Origin of the sequence: Flagellimonas alvinocaridis (genome assembly GCF_965248585.1) — a bacterium.
GTDB classification, from domain to species: domain Bacteria; phylum Bacteroidota; class Bacteroidia; order Flavobacteriales; family Flavobacteriaceae; genus Flagellimonas; species Flagellimonas alvinocaridis.
This window is the reverse complement of the sequence record NZ_OZ252111.1, coordinates 312,651-332,772: the sequence shown is the minus strand read 5'-3', so window position 1 is coordinate 332,772 and position 20,122 is coordinate 312,651. Positions and strand designations below refer to the sequence as shown.

The window sequence follows — 20,122 nt, the reverse complement described above, 5'->3', positions numbered from 1 at the left end:
AAACCAATATATGCTACCAATGGTAAGAATTTAAAGTCAATTGACGGATGCCCCTTTTGAATTGACGGAAATGAATTATTATGGGTCGGTACTTACTCGCTATAAAAAAGAGGATTCAGAATAGTCAGAAATAAAAAAGCCGTCCAATTGGACGGCTTTTTTATTGTATTCATTCTTGTTTTTAATCCGCAAGAACAATGACTTTGTTATTCTTCATTTCAACAGTTCCACTGGTTATGGAAAGTACAGTCTCCCCGTCATTCCCTTTGGAAAACTTATTTTGGAAAGCCTCATCTATTTTGATGTCTCCCTTTACCTTCACTTTTCCTTCTTGTAACAAGGACACAATAGGGGCGTGGTTTTCCAACATCTGAAATTCTCCATTCACCCCAGGTACTGTAACTGCAGTTACTTCTCCGGCAAACAAGGTGGCTTCTGGTGATACTATTTCTAAATACATATTTATTAGTATTGAGATGTGAGATAGGAGTATTGAGATATATCTAACTACTCAATACTAGAATCTCAATTTTGTTTTAAGCTTCCGCCAACATTTTCTCTCCAGCCTCAATAGCTTCCTCAATGGTTCCTTTAAGGTTGAAGGCAGATTCTGGCAAGTGATCCAATTCACCATCCATAATCATGTTAAATCCTTTGATGGTATCCTTAATATCTACCAAAACCCCAGGAATACCAGTAAACTGCTCGGCTACGTGGAATGGTTGAGACAAGAAACGTTGTACACGTCTTGCTCTACCAACAGCTAATTTATCTTCTTCAGAAAGCTCTTCCATACCCAAGATGGCAATGATATCCTGAAGCTCTTTATATCGTTGCAACAACTCTTTTACACGTTGCGCGCATGCGTAATGTTCTTTACCTAAAATGTCCGGAGTCAAAATCCTAGAAGTAGAATCCAAAGGATCCACCGCAGGATAGATACCCAATTCCGCAATCTTACGGGAAAGTACCGTAGTTGCATCCAAGTGGGCAAATGTCGTAGCAGGCGCAGGATCCGTCAAGTCATCCGCAGGTACATAAACTGCCTGTACCGAAGTAATGGAACCTCTTTTGGTTGAAGTAATCCTTTCCTGCATGGCTCCCATCTCTGTGGCCAATGTTGGTTGATAACCTACCGCAGAAGGCATACGACCCAAAAGTGCAGATACCTCAGAACCAGCCTGAGTAAAACGGAAAATATTGTCTACGAAGAAAAGTACGTCTTTTCCTTGTCCGTCACCGGCACCATCACGGAAATATTCAGCAATGGTCAATCCAGATAGGGCCACACGGGCACGGGCACCAGGAGGCTCGTTCATCTGACCGAAAACGAAAGTCGCTTTGGATTCCTTCATGGCCTTTTTGTCCACTTTGGACAAATCCCATCCTCCTTCTTCCATAGAATGCAAGAAAGCATCACCATATTTTATAATTCCAGACTCCAACATCTCACGAAGCAAGTCGTTTCCTTCACGGGTACGTTCACCAACACCAGCAAACACGGAAAGTCCACCGTGACCTTTTGCAATGTTGTTGATCAATTCCTGAATCAATACGGTTTTCCCTACACCAGCACCACCGAACAATCCAATTTTACCACCTTTTGCATAAGGCTCGATAAGGTCGATTACCTTAATCCCTGTAAAAAGTACTTCTGTTGAAGTGGAAAGGTCCTCAAATTTTGGAGCTTCCCTGTGGATCGGAAGTCCATTGTCTCCAGCTTTAGGAAGGTTTTCCATACCGTCGATAGCATCACCGATCACATTGAATAGACGACCATACACATCCTCTCCGATCGGCATTTGAATTGGTGCGCCTGTGGCAACCACTTCAACACCTCTGCTCAAACCATCGGTGGAGTCCATGGAAATGGTCCTTACGGTATTCTCACCAATGTGGGATTGTACCTCCAATACCAATTTGGAACCATCCTTTTTGGCGATTTCAAGGGAATCATAAATCTTTGGAATCTCTGTTCCCGATTCAAACTCAACATCAATGACCGGGCCTATAATTTGGGCAACCTTACCTGTAACTTTAGACATTACTGTGTTTATTTTTAATTGACTACGAGGAAAAAACCGTTTTTTTTCCGGCTGCAAAGATATACTTTTCCCTTTGTAATCAGAAACTAAAAACCTTCTTTTTTTAGCAATAAAAAAGGCACTGAAAAAATCAGTGCCCTTGAATTGTTTTTGAGTTTTGATTATGGGTTAATGGTCCATGAAACATAATATATTGAACCTATGCTTCCAGTACCAACCGCTGTAAAATACTCATCTCCCAAAATATTGGATCCTCCAACCTTGAAAACCGATTTCATACTTGGAACGGAGTAGTTGAACTGGGCATCCAACACCGTAAAGGCCGGAATATCCCCATCAGCAAAAGATGCTTCCCAAAAATAGCTGTCGCTCCACCGGTAGTTCACATTAAATCCAAAGTTTGTGAAAAGTTCAGGATTACCAAAGGAAGCCTTGACCTTATGCTTTGGTGTATTGAAATTGGTCCGGAAATCCGGGAATCGTCCTTCATCAAAATCCAGCTCAGCATAGGTATAATTGACCCCTAAATCAAAATTTCCAATCTTGGTGTCAACCCCAACCGTTCCTCCATAAGAATTTATATCGACTTCAGAATTGGTGTAGGTTTGATATGCTTGAAAGTCGCCATTCTGTAGTGCCAGCAAGGATAACCCTCCATCGCCAGCTTGGCCGTAGAAAGGAACTACTGTGGTAACATTGGCAATAAAGTTGGAGTAACTGTTATAGTACCCACTTAAATCTATCGTGAACTTCCCTATTTGTGCCCTATAACCAGCTTCATAAGCTGTAATCTCTTCTGGTTTGATTACAGGGGTGTTCACTGCTTCTGGAGCACCGCTCTGTACCGAGCTTAAGGAATATGCATTTTCATAAGCTGCACGTCCCACAATATCCACTGACGATTGTCCAACCAGCGCCTGACCACTTTGACTAACACTAAAGGTCCTTACGTCCCTGTCCAAATTGGCGGGGGCAGAACCAACCAAAATAGCTCTACCTGCATTCAACCCAATGAACAAATCTTGTGTGGTCGGGTTTCTAAAACCTTGCTGAACAGATACCCTTACATTATGATTTCTATTTTCTCCAGCGGTATAGGCCAAAGAAATTCTTGGAGAAACAAACCCATCAAAGAACTCATTCTTATCATAACGGGCGGAGCCTGTAAATTTCAAACGATCATCCAAAAACTTCTTCTGCAATTGAAGGTAAGCTCCATATTCATTATAGGATATGGGGCCATCATTATCGGTAAAAATGGTGCCACTTGAATTCAACACGTATTCACGGAACGAGCCTCCAATCTGAAGGTCGGCCCAATCATCAATCAAATGGGCTAGATTATAGTTTCCATTGATATGGCGGAATTTGGTATTGTCTATGAATTTGGCCCCGGTAGTAAGATCGCCATTGCTGGTAACCGAGTTAAAGGCACTCTGGAAGCCTGGAGTTCCAGGGATGAGTCTTCCCGTATCGGCTGCCTGTCTTGCAGCTGCATGCGCCTGAACTGAGGACTGTTCCGGGGTAAGACCGCCCATCTGAATACCTCCTAAGTAAGTAGGGATATAGGTTTGGGCATATTCCGTGAACCATTGTGTATCCGATTTCCATGCCCTGTTGATGTTGATGGCCGCAAAGCGGGTATCATAAGCATCACCGGAGTTTTCTGAAACGATATATCCCCTAAGAAAGAAATTATCATTTTTTATTTCCAGCTTATGCTGCTGCATGGTAAATCCACTTACTGCATATCGGTTGGCACCTTGATAGATTGTGGTTCCTCGTCCAATCCTACTGTTTACGATGACTTCAAGATCATTCGCAAAAGGCCTATAGTGCAACGCGAAATCCGCTTTTACACTTTCTGCATTATAGTCTGCCAAATCAGTTTCATTGTAACCTGTTCTTGAAATAACTGCAGAACCAACGGTCCCTGTTGGCAATCCAGCGGCAGCATCAAAATTCAAGGTAGTGGAAACCTCATCACCGTATATATTCAGTCCATCATAAGCTGGGTTGGTTCGGTCCGCTCCAGGATTATTCAAGTCCAATACACTGTTGGCATGCCAATCCTCACCGCTTAAAATGGAAAGGTTTGCCTTTAAAGCCACCTTATCGCTAAAGGCGTGGGCGGCACGCACTCCAAAATCTTTATAAAAATTGCTTCCAGCAGCATCCTGAATCGTAACACCACCTTTAGCATATGCGCTAATTCCTTGAAAATCAAATGGATTTTTACTGGTCATAAACAAAATACCATTGAAAGCACCCGCTCCATACAAGGCAGAAGATGCTCCCGGTAGAATCTCAACACTTTGCACATCCAGTTCTGACATACCCACTAGGTTACCCAAAACAAAGTTGAGTCCAGGGGCCGTGTTGTCCATTCCATCTACAAGTTGCAAGAACCTATTATTGGCAAAAGTGGCAAAACCTCTGGTGTTAATGGATTGAAATGTTAAACTATTGGTGTTTATATCCACTCCTTTTAAGTTCTGCAATCCTCCATAGAAAGATTCTGCAGTAGTATTCTTAATTTCTTTTAGGCCGAAGCGTTCCACAGACACGGGGGATTCAAAAATCCGTTCAGGAGTACGGGAAGCAGAGACCACAATTTCGTCCAAAAGAGTTGATGCCTCTCTCAATACAACGGAAAGCGTCTGGTTATTAGCGGTCACATTGACCACAAATTCTGTAAACCCAATACTACTGACCCTAAGTCTGAATGGGGGTTCTTCTGATGTATTGAAGGTAAAGTTTCCATCAAAATCGGTAGTGGTTCCTTCCGCTTTTCCCACCAAGACCACATTGGCTCCTGGAATGGGTTCGTTTTTTTCATCAACCACTGTTCCTTGTACAGTGGTCTGCGCATAGGACACAATTCCAAAGAGCATGAGGGAAATACTGAAAAGTCTTCTCATTGGTTCTGAATTAGAGTTAGATACGTTTTAATTGCATGTTAATTATGTATGTGGAATATACATTTTTTTTCATTTGCATTACACAAATATGAAAAAAATTATGCATGCATAATACTTATTTGTCAAAAAAATCCCTGATTGGCTAAGCATTTAATAAAAATGGCGCTGAAATCAGCGCCATTATGTATTAATTTATGAATTTGGAAAGTTACTCCACGGTAACTGATTTTGCCAAGTTTCTGGGCTGATCCACATTACATCCACGCATCACTGCGATATGGTATGATAGCAATTGCAATGGTATGGTGGTCAATAATGGAGAAAGGCTTTCTGAAGTCTCAGGTATCTCTATGACATGGTCTGCCAATTCCTTTACAGATTTGTCTCCCTCGGTAACAATGGCAATAATCCTTCCTTTTCTCGATTTGATTTCTTGGATATTGCTCACCACCTTTTCGTAATGCCCCTTTTTGGTAGCAATCACCACAACTGGCATTTGTTCATCAATCAAAGCAATGGGGCCGTGCTTCATTTCCGCCGCTGGATATCCTTCGGCATGGATATAACTAATTTCTTTTAGTTTCAATGCTCCTTCCAAGGCCACCGGAAAATTATAACCCCTACCTAAATACAAACAGTTTGTAGAGTCTTTATAAATTTCTGAAATCTCCTTCACCAAAGGATTGGATTTCAACGTTTTCTCAACTTTGGCTGGAATCGATTCCAACTCTGTAAGATGCTCATGAAACTTGGATTGTGAAAATGTTCCCTTTTCTTGAGCCAATCTCATAGCCAATAAGGTAAGAACGGTTATCTGTGTGGTAAATGCTTTTGTTGAGGCCACCCCGATCTCGGGTCCTGCATGGGTATATGCACCGGCATCGGTTTCCCTGGCAATGGAGGATCCCACAACATTGCAAACCCCAAATACAAACGCGCCTTTTTCCTTGGCCAATTTAATGGCGGCCAATGTATCTGCCGTTTCTCCAGATTGGGAGATTGCTATAAGTACGTCTTTGTCCGTGATTACGGGGTTTCTATATCTAAATTCCGAAGCGTATTCCACTTCTACAGGAATCCGCGCCATGTCTTCAAAGATATATTCAGCTACAAGGCCGGCATGCCATGAAGTTCCGCATGCAACAATGATAATTCTATTGGCATTTAGGAATTTTTCCAGATTCTGGTCTATTCCCGCCATCTTTATTATCCCTTGGTCGGCCAAAAGTCTTCCTCTGTAGGTGTCCATTATAGCCCTAGGCTGTTCGTAGATTTCCTTGAGCATGAAATGCTCGTAACCTCCTTTTTCTATTTCCTCGAGGTTTAACTGCAGCTCTAGAATATTGGGATAGGCTATGGCATCGTCCTTTATCTTGCGCATCTTGATTTCCTTTCCAATCCTAACAATGGCCATTTCTTCATCTTCCAAGTAAACGGCATTGTTGGTAAATTCTATGAAAGGGGAAGCATCAGATGCAATGAAATATTCATTTTCCCCTATGCCTATGGCCAAGGGGCTTCCCAATTTCGCCACTACAATTTCATCCGGTTTGGTGCGGTCAAATACCGCTATCGCATAAGCTCCAACTACTTGGTTTAGAGCTATTTGAACAGCTTTCCCTAGTTTAACGCCTTCCTTTTTCTTAACCTCCTCAATTAAGTTCACCAACACTTCAGTATCTGTATCCGATGTAAAGGTGTACCCTCTTTTAGCAAGTGCTGTTTTGATGGATCCGTAATTCTCTATAATACCATTATGGATAATCACCAAATCTCCGGAATTGGAATAGTGGGGGTGCGAATTGGTATCGTTCGGAACACCGTGTGTGGCCCATCTTGTGTGGCCCAAGCCCAGCTTTCCGTTTGTTGAAATGGTTGTTTCCGCCCTATTTTTCAGGTCCTCAACCTTTCCTTTGGTTTTGGAGAGACTAAGGTTCTCGCCATCGAAAAGGGCTATACCGGCACTGTCGTAGCCTCTATACTCCAGTCTTTGCAAACCTTTTATCAATATGGGGTAGGCGTCTCTATGGCCAATGTACCCGACTATTCCACACATAAGCTTATTTTTGGATTAATGATCATTTTGGGTTTAGACCCCTAAAATTAAAATCTATTCGGCAAAAATAGACAAAACGACATCGTCAAACCGATGAACGACCCAAAATAAGCCACAAGGAGTTATTTTTTAATTCGCTTCTGTGTAGAAAATCTCCAATTTTAACCGCTTATCGGCTGGCACTTCCAAATCACTACCATAAAGAACTGTTCCCAACGGACTAACACTTGCCCTGATCGGGACATCTATAGCTTGTCCTCCTTCTCCCATTCCTTCCTGCACTCCAGGAAAAAATATGTTGGAGGTGGTTGTTAATGCCAAAGCGGCATTTGTGGAGTCCCTAACAATAATATTGTTAAGGTGCTCTGTAATCCTGATGGTATACTTTATTCCTTTTTTGTTTTCTTTCTGGATAATTCCATTATAATTAAGGAACAATCCTAAGGGAGCACTATTGGCATCTACTACATTGCCAGCATTCTGTTCTGTTGAGGCATCAAATATAGGCTGATTGGTCTCTGCATTATACAGATACAGTCTGGGAGGTTCGTCCAAGACAGAATCTTCACTTGGAGCAGCGTCCAATGTCCCTCGATCTACATAAAAGACCAGATTTGCTTCATTGATAATCCAATTCTTCGACCTGATTTCATTGATGATATTCGCGCCTCCGTTCTTCGCTTCTTCAAAAAGACGAACTTCTGTCAACGTTTTTGCCCCCTTCACATAAATACGTGATGCATTTTCATCATTGTCCAGCGCTCCGGCAATGTCGGGAGGAAGTACATCATCCTGAAAAACATTAACAGCATTACCAAAAACTACACCGTTGTTGTTCACCAAAAGGTTTAAAACAAAATCCTTTTCCGAAGTAATTACCTCTTCCTCTTCGGTATCATAATCCTGATATTGGTATGTGATGGTAATATTGGCTTGGGTAAGGTCCAAAAGAAACATAAGTTTGTCCATCCCTGTTCCAGAAATATGGATTCCCCTTAAAAAATCGTTGAAATTGGCTTGGCTCAACAACTCAGACTGGCCTTCTTTATCCAGAATGTTCTGCTGGAAAAAGTCGTTTCGCAAAGGCACCCGTATGCCCGGAGCCCTACGGGATTCCACTACGGTCTCGGCTTCATTCACGTCATCCGTATCTGGGTCATCATCAGCAAAAGTAAGCTCTTCCTGATTATCAATGATTACGGTTTTGTTATCAGATATAGTGAGTTCCTCCCCAATAAAACCAGAAAAATCCTGATTTGAAAAATATTCTTGAGCTTCCTCAAAATTGGTGTTCGGATCCAAGTCTCTCAAAAAATAATTAGATCGGGATACCGTAATTTCAAAACTTTCATCCCTGTCGCCATAAATACTGTCCAAATCAAATGTTCTTCTGAATATATTAGGTACAAAATCATCAGCCGTACCATCTTCACTGGCATCAAGTGGGTTTGATCCAATATTGGTTTCTTGTATATCGGTAACAGTATCTCCATCGGTATCCGAAGCCGAGTCGTATGGGTCAATATCCAATTCATTGTCCACACCATCGGAATCTGAGTCTTTTGTAGCCGAAGGAGGAACTTGAAAAGGTATGTACAGAAATACTTCTTTTACGGTTTCGTTCTCTGGTATGGTAGATGCGCTGCTATCAGAATCTGCATTGTCTTCAGTTGCTTGGGACGAGTCCCCAAATACAGGGTTCCCTTGTCGGTTAGGCAAAGAAAGTTGCGACAAAATACTGGCACTTCTTTTACCATATACAGGGTCATTAAAGGTTCCTAACTGGTAAAGGGGCAATCTATTGGTCTGTACCGCCGTAATTCCTTTATTGAACGCAAAAACGTCATAGGTCACCTTGTCCGTTTTAAAGGGCTCCCCTCCAACAACACCTTCTCCAATGGTGTCCAGTTCGTCCTCACAAGAAGCTATTAGCAGAAATAAAGTTCCAACCAAAGCTGAAACCTTTACAATCTTGGAAAATCTCATGCAATTTATTTTAAAACCTCTGTTTTATAGAAATTTGTGTATGCTTCCTCTGCTTCTTGAAGTGAAACGTAGGGCAATACTGGTTTGGAAAGATTGGCAATGTGGTTTTTTATTTCCTCTGACACCTCTTCCGCGGCTAAAATAATGGCATCGGAATGATCTACGGCAACCTTTAACAAATTATTATAGTCGGGGTTGGCCAGTGCGGAAACCGTATCTTTATCTATACCATCAAAGGCAACTTTGTTGATCATTTCATTGTCCAGTTCACCTTCGAATCCTTTATTATATATGGAAGTTATTATTTTACTGTCTGCGAACAAGGGTTCATCCGCGTAATATTCCCTAAGGTACAACGGAACCATGGATGCCATCCAACCGTGAACATGGATGATGTCCGGCGACCAGTTTAATTTTTTTACTGTTTCAACCACACCTTTGGCAAAGAAAATAGCGCGCTCATCATTGTCTGGAAACAAGTTGCCTTCAGAATCTGCAAAAGTTGCTTTTCTCTTAAAGTATTCCTCATTGTCTATAAAATAAACTTGGATACGTTCCCTTGGTATGGAAGCCACCTTAATGATCAAGGGCATATCCATGTCATTGATCACCAAATTCATTCCCGACAATCGAATTACCTCGTGCAATTGATGCCTTCTCTCATTAATATTTCCATATCTGGGCATAAAAATGCGTATCTGCCCGCCATTGCTATTGACCATGCGGGGCGCTTCGTACGACATTGAGGAAACTGGATTCTCTGGGAGGTAGGGAACTAATTCAGAAGATACGAACAATATCTTTTTGCCATTCATAAACACTTTCTTTTGTTTATCCGAAAAACGTAGCTGCAAAAGTACAAAAATTATGCTGATTACCAGTATTTATAGTATTTTTGCACGCTTTTGAACCGTACAATGCACCTATTCGACCTAAAAAAAGAACTCATTTCCTTTCTACATGGGGAGCGAAGTAAAAACCATAACATTGGCCTAGTGCCTACTATGGGCGCTCTTCACCAAGGGCATATATCCTTGGTAAAAAAAGCGCTTTTGGAAAATGACTTGGTGGTCGTCAGTATTTTTGTGAACCCTACCCAATTTGATAAAAAGGATGATCTTGAAAAATACCCGAGGAATCTTCAGCGCGATTTGGATATTTTGGGCAGTGTTTCAGATAAAATCATTGTTTTTGTACCATCCGTAGATGAAATCTATGGTGCAAACGTTGAATCCAAAAGCTATGAGTTCGATGGTCTGGACAAAGTCATGGAAGGTGAATTCAGGGAAGGCCACTTCAATGGCGTGGGCACCATTGTGGAAATGTTTTTGAGAACAGTCTCCCCAGATAAGGCCTATTTTGGCGAAAAAGATTTTCAGCAACTCCAAATTATCCGGAAAATGGTAGCGCAAAAAAAATTGCCCTATCAAATCATTGGATGCCCCATAGAACGCGAACCACATGGTTTGGCCATGAGTTCCCGTAATGAACGACTGACAAAAGCGACTAGAAACCAGGCTGGGTTGATTTATCAAACCCTGCTTTCTGCCAAAAATAAATTTGGCACGGAAAGTGCACAAGAAATCATGGATTGGGTGAAAAATGTATTCGAAAAGAACGCGCTGTTTGAACTGGAGTATTTCCAAATTGCAGATGAGGACACACTAACACCTACATTAAAAAAACAGGATAACAAAAAATATAGGGCGTTCATTGCCGTTTATGCTGACGGTGTCCGCCTCATAGATAATCTAAGATTGAATTGATACCTTTGCACCATGCAAGTAGAAGTTGTAAAATCTAAAGTTCACAGGGTAAAAGTAACCGGGGCCGACCTTAACTATATTGGCAGTATCACCATTGATGAAGATCTTATGGATGCCGCAAATATTATTAGGGGCGAAAAAGTGCAGATCGTGAATAACAACAATGGTGAGCGATTGGAAACCTATGCCATTCCTGGGCCAAGGGGTTCAGGTGAGCTTACCCTTAACGGGGCCGCAGCCCGAAAAGTGGCTGTGGGCGACGTACTGATACTGATCACTTATGCCTGGATGGACATTGAAGAGGCTAAATCCTTCAATCCGGCATTGGTCTTCCCCAATGAAGCCACCAATCTACTCAACTAATTTTGGGCAAATCCCTTAAAAAATTCCTGAAGATTTTTGTTCCCATAGCCTTTGGGCTTTTTTTGGTTTGGTATTCCTACAATGCTACCTCCCTAGAAGAACGTAGTCAAATTATTCATTACATCTCTAATGCCAGTCCGTTTTGGGTGACTGTTTCCATAGTTCTTGGTATTCTTAGCCATGTGTCTAGGGCCATCCGCTGGAACTACCTCTTGGAACCTATGGGATATCGCCCCAAAATAATCAACAATATTTTTATTGTCCTCATTTCCTATTTTGCCAACTTGGGCATTCCACGTTCCGGTGAAATTTTAAGGGCCACGGCGTTGACCACCTATGAAAAGGTTCCCTTTGAAAAAGGGTTTGGCACTATCGTTACCGAAAGGGTCCTGGATCTTTTGATGCTCCTACTGATCATTATGGTCACATTAGTGCTTCAAACAGATATCATTCTGGCATTTTTGGAAGAAAAGGGCATCAATTTGGTGGGTGCCTTTGGTCTACTTTTCGCAGGCATAGTAGGTCTTTTTTTGGCAACGTCCATCATCAAAAAATCCAAATCGGCCTTGGCGCAAAAACTAAAAGCCTTTTTAAACGGACTCTTGGATGGTGTCCTCAGTGTATTCAAAATGAAAAGAAAATGGCCTTTCATCCTACATACGCTTTTTATTTGGGCAGCTTATGTGGGCATGTTCTGGGTTATAAAACATACAGTGGCCGAAACTGCTTCACTCTCCCTGAGTGAACTACTGGTGGCCTTTGTGGGAGGTGCCTTTGCCATGTCTACCACTAATGGCGGAATAGGCCTGTATCCCATAGCTGTCAGTGCTGCCTTGGGCATATTTGGCATTAGCTCCGTTTCCGGCGATGCGTTTGGATGGATCATGTGGATCGCACAGACCCTTATGGTTGTTGTCTTTGGTACAATATCCTTTATTGTATTACCGTTATTGAATAGGAATCGGTAGACCCCAGCCACCTAATCATTTTACCCATGAAAAACCGTCTATTATTTCTGTTGATAGGCTTAGTTTGCCTGAATCTTGGAGCACAGGTAAAACATGAGATTTTTGAATCTTTTAAACTACAGGAAAGAAGGAATGTTTCCTATTATTTTCCTGAAGATTATACCGATGACAAAAAATACCCTTTGTTGGTGGTTCTGGACGCAGAGTACTTGTTTGATTTGGTCGTGGCCAACGTCAAGTTCCAAAGTCGTTTGGGACGTATGCCACAAGCCATTGTAGTGGGTATTGGTCAAGGGGAGAATGATATCCGTTGGGATGATTGTGATTACGATGAAGCTTCTGGACTCCCTACCGAAAAAGGAAAAATGTTCTACGAGTTCTTGGGCACCGAAATCTTACCATACCTCGGGACCACATATAATATTGCTCCTTTTAAAATGTTTATTGGTTACGATATCACCGCTAATTTTGGGAACTATTACCTCTTCAAAGATCGGTCGCTTTTTAATTCCTACATAAGCATTTCACCCGTTTTGGCCACCGAAATGGAGAACCGCGTTCCAGAAAGACTATTGGCTTTGGATCAAGTGATTTTTTACAATGTCATCGTGGAAAAAGAAGCATCGGACGATAGACAACGTATCCTCCAAATGAACCACAGCATTAATTCCATTACCAAAGAAAACCTGCATTATTTCTTTGATGAATACGAAAATGCAGACCACGTTTCCATTATCCCTTATGGAATTGGCAAGGCATTCGACAATGTTTTTAAGATATTCAGGCCTATCAGCCCTGCCGAATACAAGACAGAAATCCTTACTTCCAATGACCCAGCCTTCAATTATCTTGAGAACAGGTACAATATGATCGAGCAACTCTTCGGTTTTGAAAAGCCCGTGGAACTCAACGACATTATGGCCATTTATGCCGCTTGTAGAAAAAAAGACGATTTTGAATCCTTGAAACCCTTGGCGGAACTCTGCAAAAAGCAATTCCCGGAAACCATGATGGGCTTCTATTTTGAGGGAGAATATTATGAAGAACTCGGTGAGCCCAAAAAAGCCTTCAAGACCTTTGAAAAAGCATTCCAGATGGAAGAAATTGATTTTCTGACCAAGGATATGGCCCTGGAAAAAATCGACGCCCTTAAGGCGGACTTCGGATATTAGCCAATTGGATTGTTAGACAGTTGGATCATTGGATTGCTAAATCCAAGCATCCATAAATCCAACAATCAAAATCCCTATCTTTAGGCCCTTCATAAATTTGGAATGGCCAAGACCAAAACAGCTTTTTTTTGCCAAAACTGTGGAACCCAATATGCCAAATGGGTAGGGCAATGTTCTGCCTGCAAGGAATGGAACACCATTGTGGAAGAGGTGGTCCAAAAGGAGGACAAAAGAAGCTGGAAGACCAGCAATGTCTCCGATAAAAAAGCCAACAAACCTCTTCGGGTTTCTGAAATCACCCATGAGAGTGAACAACGGTTGGACACTCAGGACCAAGAATTCAATCGAGTACTGGGTGGCGGACTTGTTCCCGGCTCCTTAACCTTATTGGGAGGTGAACCTGGCATCGGAAAGAGCACACTTTTGCTCCAGATTGCCTTAAAATTACCGTACAAAACCCTCTATGTTTCTGGAGAAGAAAGCCAGCGACAAATAAAGATGCGGGCAGATCGCATCCAACCCAATAGCGAAAATTGCTATATCCTCACGGAAACCAAGACCCAAAATATCTTTCAACAGATTGCCCAAGTTGAACCTGATCTTGTCATCATTGACTCCATCCAGACATTACATACAGACTATATTGAGTCTGCAGCGGGAAGTATCTCCCAAATTCGTGAATGTGCGGCGGAGTTGATCAAATTTGCCAAGGAAAGCCACACTCCTGTTATTTTGGTGGGGCACATTACCAAGGATGGAACTATTGCAGGGCCAAAAATATTGGAACACATGGTAGACACGGTCCTCCAATTTGAAGGCGACCGAAATTACGTATACCGAATCCTCCGCTCTCTTAAGAACCGTTTTGGTTCTACCGCAGAACTTGGCATTTATGAAATGCAGGGCAGTGGTTTACGTGAAGTGAACAACCCTTCAGAAGTGTTGATTTCCAAAAACGAGGAAGACCTCAGTGGAACGGCTATTGCCGCCACAGTGGAAGGCATGCGCCCTTTGCTTATTGAAATCCAAGCCTTGGTGAGTACAGCAGTTTATGGAACACCTCAACGTTCCGCTACGGGGTTTAATGCCAAACGCCTGAACATGCTCTTGGCGGTATTGGAAAAACGTGCTGGGTTTAAATTGGCCGCCAAAGATGTGTTTCTGAATATCACCGGAGGTATTTCTGTGGATGACCCCGCTATTGACTTGGCCGTATTGGCCGCCATTTTGTCCAGCAATGCCGATATCCCTATTGAAAAAGGCATTTGCTTTGCCGCAGAAGTGGGGCTGGCGGGAGAAATTAGACCTGTTCAGAGAGTGGACCAGCGCATACTTGAAGCTGAAAAATTGGGGTTTTCTTCCATTTTTGTTTCCAAAAGCAATAAAATAGGGTTAAAAAATACCTCAATCCAAATACATAAAGTATCCAAGATTGAGGATGTGGTAGCCACATTGTTTGGGTAACTTGTTCTTTTTAAAGGTTTCTTTCTATATTTAAGAAAGCTTCTTCGTCAATATGTCTCGGTATCTTCTATTTCCGATTTTTATTTTATTGTTGGCTTGCTCCAATGAGGGTTCCCAATCCATGGATAAGGAATATTTCACGACTTGGCAGCACTATTTGGGCGACCCCGAACGCTCCCATTTTTCAACCCTAGATCAAATTGACACAACAAACGTAAGCCAACTTTCCTTGGCTTGGTCCTACAAAAGTGGCGGCCTTGAAGAAGGCCGGACTACCCAAATACAAACCAGTCCGCTTATTGCGGACAATGTGCTCTATGGAGTAAATGCAGCCTTAGAGCTTTTTGCCATCAATGCCGCTACGGGAGAAGAATTATGGAAATTTAATCCAGCTACCAAAGACAATTCAGGATTGGGGATAAACCGTGGCCTAAGTTTTTGGTCGTCTAATGGCACTCATCCCGGTCGTATTTTTTTCTCTTCTGGACCTAAATTGTATGCTATAGATGCCAAAAGAGGAGAGCCTATTGTCTCCTTTGGAAATAATGGTAGTATTGATCTTAGGGATGGCCTTGGCAGAGATCCAAGTAAGCTTTCCGTTGTATCCAACACCCCAGGAGCCATTTTTAACAACCTATTGATCCAAGGAACACGTGTGGGGGAAGGCCCTGGCTCCTCTCCAGGTCACATAAGAGCGTATAATGTACTGACCGGGGAAACTGCATGGACCTTTCATACCATTCCGCAGCCCAGTGAATTTGGTTATAAAACTTGGCCCGCAGAAGCTTATAAAAGTGTGGGTGGCGTAAACAGTTGGGCTGGAATGGCATTGGATGAAGACAGAGGCATTGTCTATATTCCAACTGGTTCAGCTGCTTTCGACTGGTATGGGGGTGATCGGGAAGGGGCCAATCTGTTTGCCAATACCCTATTGGCTTTGAATGCCGGAACAGGGGAGTTGATTTGGCACTTTCAGATGGTGCACCATGATATTTGGGACAGGGATTTGCCCGCCCCTCCAAATTTATTGGACATAAAACAAAATGGAAAAACCATGCCCGCTGTAGCCCAAGTCACCAAGAGCGGACATGTCTTTGTTTTTGATCGGGTAACTGGCGAAGCTTTGTTTCCCATTGAGGAAAAAGAATACCCAGCTTCAACACTAAAAGGGGAAAAGGCTTTTAAAACTCAGCCTCTGCCCATAAAACCGAAACCTTTCGCGCGTCAAATTTTAACCGAATCCGATTTATATGCCCCAAACCAAAAAGCCTTTGTGGATGATTTGGTCAAAGGCAATAAAAATGATGGAGCTCCTACAGTGCTGGAAAAATTCAAATCCATTACTTCCCTTGGACAATTTATCCCCATGGATACTACAGGTGTAATACTTTTCCCTGGAGCAGACGGTGGCGCTGAGTGGGGAGGTGCCGCACTTGATCCCCGTAGTGGAATCATGTATGTCAACTCCAATGAAATGGCTTGGATTATAAAAATGAAAGCTGTTGAACAGGGAGATGGAAAAGCAGATGTGGGCCAATCCCTTGCACAAATTCATTGCGCACGTTGCCACGGGGGCAATCTTCAGGGTTTAGCAGGAATCCCAGAGCTACAAAATGCAAAGTTGCGATTTACCCCAGATTCCATTCGACATATCATACAAAAAGGCAAAGGGGCCATGCCCGGCCTGCCCAACCTTTCAGATGGCGAAATTTCTGAGATTGTCCAGTTCCTGGCAGGTATGGAACAGGCCAAAGACCATAGGGTCGAGAAAGTTGAAATTGACGTTCCCTACTCTGTGGCCAGTTTTGCCCGTTTTAAGGATGAACGTGGTTACCCAGTAGTGAAACCTCCTTGGGGCACCTTGAATGCCATCGACCTAAATACGGGTGAATATCTTTGGAAGATCCCTTTGGGTCATGAAGAAAGTTTAGATGACCCCAATGTTCCCGTTTCCGGTCTGGAAAATTACGGAGGTCCTGTGATTACTGCTGGAGGCATTCTCTTTATTGCCGCCACCAAAGATGAAAAAATTAGGGCCTTCAACATGAAAACTGGGAAACAGCTATGGGAAGACCAACTTCCTGCAGGGGGATATGCCACACCGGCTACCTATCGAGTGGAAGGCAAACAATATGTGGTCATATCCTGTGGAGGAGGCAAAATGGGAACCGCCTCTGGAGATGAGTACCGCGCCTATGCTTTGGAATAAATTTTAGGGTGACGGATTGGGAATTGCATTATGGATTTCATCAATCCCTTTTAACACCTCATCCGAAAGATTTACCTCTATACTTTCAATATTTTCCTTGAGTTGCTCCATGGTTGTGGCCCCTATGATGTTACTTGTAACAAAAGGTCTGGAGTTCACAAACGCCAAGGCCATCTGGGCCATGCTCAAATTGTGTTCCTTGGCCAACTCGGCATATTTTTTTGTAGCTTCAACTGCAGCAGGGCTGCTATATCTATCGTATTGTGGGAATAAGGTCACCCTAGCCTTTCTGGGCGGAATGTCTGTCAAATATTTTCCACTCAACACTCCAAATGCCATGGGTGAATAGGCCAAAAGCCCAATTTGTTCCCGCATGGAAATCTCGGAAAGCCCCACCTCGAACAATCGATTCAGCAAACTGTACGGATTCTGTATGGTGAGCATACGGGGCAAGCTTTGGTGCACCTTGCTCTCTTCCAAATACCGCATGGTACCCCAAGGGGTTTCGTTGGAAATCCCAACCTGTCTTATTTTTCCTTCTGCTTTTAAATCCCGAAGAGTTTCCAGCACCTGATGAATATTGTCCTCCCAACCATCAATCGTATGGGCATTAAACCCACGTTGTCCAAAAAAGTTGGTGTTCCGCTCCGGCCAATGCAATTGGTAAAGATCAATATAATCGGTTTGCAAACGCCTCAAACTTCCTTCCACAGCACCAATCAAAGACTCTTTGCTAAAACCCGTATCCCTGATTTCTTTAGCTGCATACCCCGGACCGGCAATCTTGGTGGCCAAAACCACCTTGTCGCGGTTCCCCGTTTTCTTGAACCAGTTTCCAATAAGCTCCTCGGTCACGGCATAAAGCTCTTTTTTGGGTGGAACAGGATACATCTCGGCCGTATCAAAAAAATTGACCCCTTGGTCCAGGGCATAATCCATTTGTTCATGGGCTTCTTCTTCATTGTTCTGCCTCCCCCAGGTCATGGTTCCCAAACAGATTTTACTGATCCTGATATCGGTATGCGGAATTCTTGTGTACTTCATCAAACTAATTTTTCAGAAAACTAAGGTAATCAACCTTAATTTTTAATCTTTAAGACATTGTTATTTTTCTATTTCCAATAAAATAGGACAATGATCGCTATGCTTTGCATCGGCCAAAATCACCGAACGTTTTAAGCGATCTTCCAGTGATTCGTTCACCATACCATAATCCAAACGCCAGCCTTTGTTATTGGCCCTCGCATTGGCGCGGTAACTCCACCATGTATAATTGTCAGGTTCCTTGTTGAAATGTCGGAAACTGTCTATAAAGCCACTCTTGATAAAATTGCCAATCCATTCGCGTTCTACGGGCAAGAATCCCGAAACGTTCTTGTTTCGTACCGGATCATGGATGTCGATGGCCTCATGACAGATATTATAATCCCCACAAACAATCAAATTTGGGCGTTCTTTTCGGAGTTGGTCAGCATATTTTTGAAAATCGGCCATATACATCAACTTGTGATCCAAGCGATCCAAGTTGGTTCCTGAAGGCAAATACATGCTCATGATCGAAACATCTCCATAATCGGCCCTAAGGTTGCGGCCCTCATGGTCCATATAATCGATTCCCGTTCCGTACTCCACATGGTCCGGCTCTTTTTTGCAAAGCAAGGCTACCCCACTATACCCTTTCTTTTGGGCACTGAACCAATAGTGGAAAGGGTATCCGGCTTCCTCCAAGAGTGCTGTATCAACCTGCTCTTCCATGGCCTTGGTCTCCTGCAGGCACACCACATCCGGGTCTACGGCTTTTAGCCAATCCACAAAACCCTTGTTCATGGCTGCCCTAATGCCGTTCACGTTGTACGAAACTATCTTCATCTCTAAATTTTGCTTAAAAATAGCCAATGTCTTTGGCTCCTTAAAATTGAATTTATCAATATCTCCATTGATGAAAAGAATTGACCAATAATCTTCTTATTCGTAATTTCACCCTAAAACTTTTGGGTATGACGGCCTTGCTCTTGATCGATATACAAACGGGACTCCAGGAAATTGAATTTTACGGCACCGAACGCAACAATTCCGAGGCAGAAACGAATGCCCAAAAAATCCTGGATGTCTTCCGAAGGAAAAATTGGCCCATTTTCCACGTACAGCATAGTTCCACAAACCCGGACTCTCCCTTGCACCCATCCAAAAAAGGGCATGCCCTCCATCCGTTGGTAACACCCATTGATGGGGAATCCATCATCCAAAAAAATGTGAACAGTGCCTTTATTGGCACCGATTTGGAATCCCGACTCAAGAACCAAAACATTTCAGATTTGGTGATTGTAGGGCTCACCACGGAGCATTGCGTTTCCACTTCGGTACGGATGGCCGCCAATTTGGGGTTTTCCGTTACCTTGATTTCCGATGCCACTGCAGCTTTTGATAAAACAGGTGCCGATGGAAAATGGTATTCCGCCGAAACCATTCACCAGACCAACCTAGCTGTTCTCAAGGATGAATTTGCCCAAGTAATCAATACGGCCACTTTATTGGAAAAGCTAGCGGATTAGTTCTTATTTTTAAGCCCAAACCCTTTTTTACTGCCGTATGTTACGTTCAGGATTTCTCGTATTATTGTATCTTGTTTTTAACTCTACGCCTTGCTTGGCCCAAGAAAATCCATGCGGGAATTAATTAATTTCCATAACCAATTCTATCTTATCCAACTCGTCAATAATAATAAATGTTAGTTTTATATTTAGGCTATCCCAAATAATCAAATCGGGGTTGTCTTTAAGCTCACATTCAACAAGAGTCCCTGTTGTTTCTGTCAGAATAGTACCCTCAATTTCTTCTGACTCTAGTTGTTTTTCATTTACTCTCCTAGAAATAGAGGTTGGCAAACCATACTTATCTACTATAGAATTGTAGAATTTACTATCGAATGACCCTTTAAAATCAGTATATACTTTTTTTATAATATTGGTTTCATCCACGTAAATAATTACATTCTTGAGAGGTTTTGAATAAAATTTTTCACCATTGATATTTAATATTGAATATATCTTTTCATTACCAAATCCAATACTATCCAATAAATTCACCTCATATGGAATATCTTCAATATGTCTCCCTAAGAAAGAGTCAATTTCATTGTTTTGTACAGTCATCAATAAAAAAAAATAAAATA

General features: G+C 42.4%; 16 protein-coding genes. 7 read left to right on the top strand and 9 right to left on the bottom strand.

Translation table 11 applies throughout. The features are described 5' to 3' along the window. Positions 1-181 precede the first annotated feature (181 nt). The 6 genes from ACP14V_RS01480 to ACP14V_RS01455 form a co-directional block, all read right to left on the bottom strand. Positions 182-460: a F0F1 ATP synthase subunit epsilon gene (locus ACP14V_RS01480; RefSeq protein WP_136565293.1), complete on the bottom strand. Its 279-nt coding sequence runs from the start codon at positions 458-460 to the stop codon at positions 182-184. 76 nt (positions 461-536) lie between these two features. Then, positions 537-2,045 carry a F0F1 ATP synthase subunit beta gene (gene atpD / locus ACP14V_RS01475; protein WP_272609294.1) on the bottom strand — a complete coding sequence of 503 codons (1,509 nt, stop codon included), beginning with the start codon at positions 2,043-2,045 and terminating at the stop codon, positions 537-539. Positions 2,046-2,206: 161 nt separating this feature from the next. Continuing rightward, positions 2,207-4,966 carry a TonB-dependent receptor gene (locus ACP14V_RS01470; protein ID WP_136565291.1) on the bottom strand — a complete coding sequence of 920 codons (2,760 nt, stop codon included), beginning with the start codon at positions 4,964-4,966 and terminating at the stop codon, positions 2,207-2,209. A gap of 208 nt (positions 4,967-5,174) precedes the next feature. Beyond that, a complete protein-coding gene (gene glmS / locus ACP14V_RS01465) occupies positions 5,175-7,022 on the bottom strand; it encodes a glutamine--fructose-6-phosphate transaminase (isomerizing) (RefSeq protein ID WP_136565290.1) in 1,848 nt (615 codons plus the stop codon). 129 nt (positions 7,023-7,151) lie between these two features. Continuing rightward, positions 7,152-9,008, bottom strand: coding sequence for a DUF4270 domain-containing protein (locus ACP14V_RS01460; protein WP_272609293.1), 1,857 nt, complete (start codon positions 9,006-9,008; stop codon positions 7,152-7,154). 5 nt (positions 9,009-9,013) lie between these two features. Next, positions 9,014-9,823 carry a glycogen/starch synthase gene (locus tag ACP14V_RS01455; RefSeq protein ID WP_136565288.1) on the bottom strand — a complete coding sequence of 270 codons (810 nt, stop codon included), beginning with the start codon at positions 9,821-9,823 and terminating at the stop codon, positions 9,014-9,016. Positions 9,824-9,925: 102 nt separating this feature from the next. Between ACP14V_RS01455 and panC the strand changes: the two genes are divergently transcribed. From panC to ACP14V_RS01425, 6 genes are all read left to right on the top strand, one after another. Beyond that, positions 9,926-10,774, top strand: coding sequence for a pantoate--beta-alanine ligase (gene panC, locus ACP14V_RS01450; protein WP_272609291.1), 849 nt, complete (start codon positions 9,926-9,928; stop codon positions 10,772-10,774). A gap of 12 nt (positions 10,775-10,786) precedes the next feature. Continuing rightward, entirely contained in the window at positions 10,787-11,137 is a 351-nt protein-coding gene (gene panD, locus ACP14V_RS01445; RefSeq protein WP_136565286.1) for an aspartate 1-decarboxylase, read from the top strand. A 2-nt stretch (positions 11,138-11,139) separates the two neighbouring features. Beyond that, positions 11,140-12,105 (top strand): lysylphosphatidylglycerol synthase transmembrane domain-containing protein, encoded by a 966-nt coding sequence (locus ACP14V_RS01440; protein WP_272609290.1) that lies wholly within the window; start codon positions 11,140-11,142, stop codon positions 12,103-12,105. Positions 12,106-12,131: 26 nt separating this feature from the next. Then, positions 12,132-13,277, top strand: a complete 1,146-nt coding sequence (locus ACP14V_RS01435) for an alpha/beta hydrolase (protein ID WP_136565284.1) — start codon at positions 12,132-12,134, stop codon at positions 13,275-13,277. A gap of 102 nt (positions 13,278-13,379) precedes the next feature. Continuing rightward, complete coding sequence (radA, locus tag ACP14V_RS01430) at positions 13,380-14,741, top strand: DNA repair protein RadA (RefSeq protein WP_272609289.1); 1,362 nt, start codon at positions 13,380-13,382, stop codon at positions 14,739-14,741. Positions 14,742-14,862: 121 nt separating this feature from the next. Next, positions 14,863-16,950 (top strand): PQQ-binding-like beta-propeller repeat protein, encoded by a 2,088-nt coding sequence (locus ACP14V_RS01425; protein ID WP_424987707.1) that lies wholly within the window; start codon positions 14,863-14,865, stop codon positions 16,948-16,950. Between the two features lie 3 nt (positions 16,951-16,953). Here the strand turns inward: ACP14V_RS01425 and ACP14V_RS01420 are convergent, their stop codons facing one another. Both ACP14V_RS01420 and ACP14V_RS01415 read right to left on the bottom strand, forming a co-directional pair. Continuing rightward, a complete protein-coding gene (locus ACP14V_RS01420) occupies positions 16,954-17,994 on the bottom strand; it encodes an NADP(H)-dependent aldo-keto reductase (RefSeq protein ID WP_272609287.1) in 1,041 nt (346 codons plus the stop codon). Positions 17,995-18,054: 60 nt separating this feature from the next. Next, positions 18,055-18,819 (bottom strand): exodeoxyribonuclease III, encoded by a 765-nt coding sequence (locus tag ACP14V_RS01415; RefSeq protein ID WP_272609286.1) that lies wholly within the window; start codon positions 18,817-18,819, stop codon positions 18,055-18,057. 128 nt (positions 18,820-18,947) lie between these two features. Here ACP14V_RS01415 and ACP14V_RS01410 point away from each other — a divergent pair, with 128 nt between their 5' ends. Further along, positions 18,948-19,502 carry a cysteine hydrolase family protein gene (locus ACP14V_RS01410; protein ID WP_272609285.1) on the top strand — a complete coding sequence of 185 codons (555 nt, stop codon included), beginning with the start codon at positions 18,948-18,950 and terminating at the stop codon, positions 19,500-19,502. A 120-nt stretch (positions 19,503-19,622) separates the two neighbouring features. On the opposite strand, the gene ACP14V_RS01405 is transcribed toward ACP14V_RS01410, so the two are convergent. Then, positions 19,623-20,102, bottom strand: coding sequence for a hypothetical protein (locus ACP14V_RS01405; protein ID WP_272609284.1), 480 nt, complete (start codon positions 20,100-20,102; stop codon positions 19,623-19,625). Positions 20,103-20,122 lie beyond the last annotated feature (20 nt).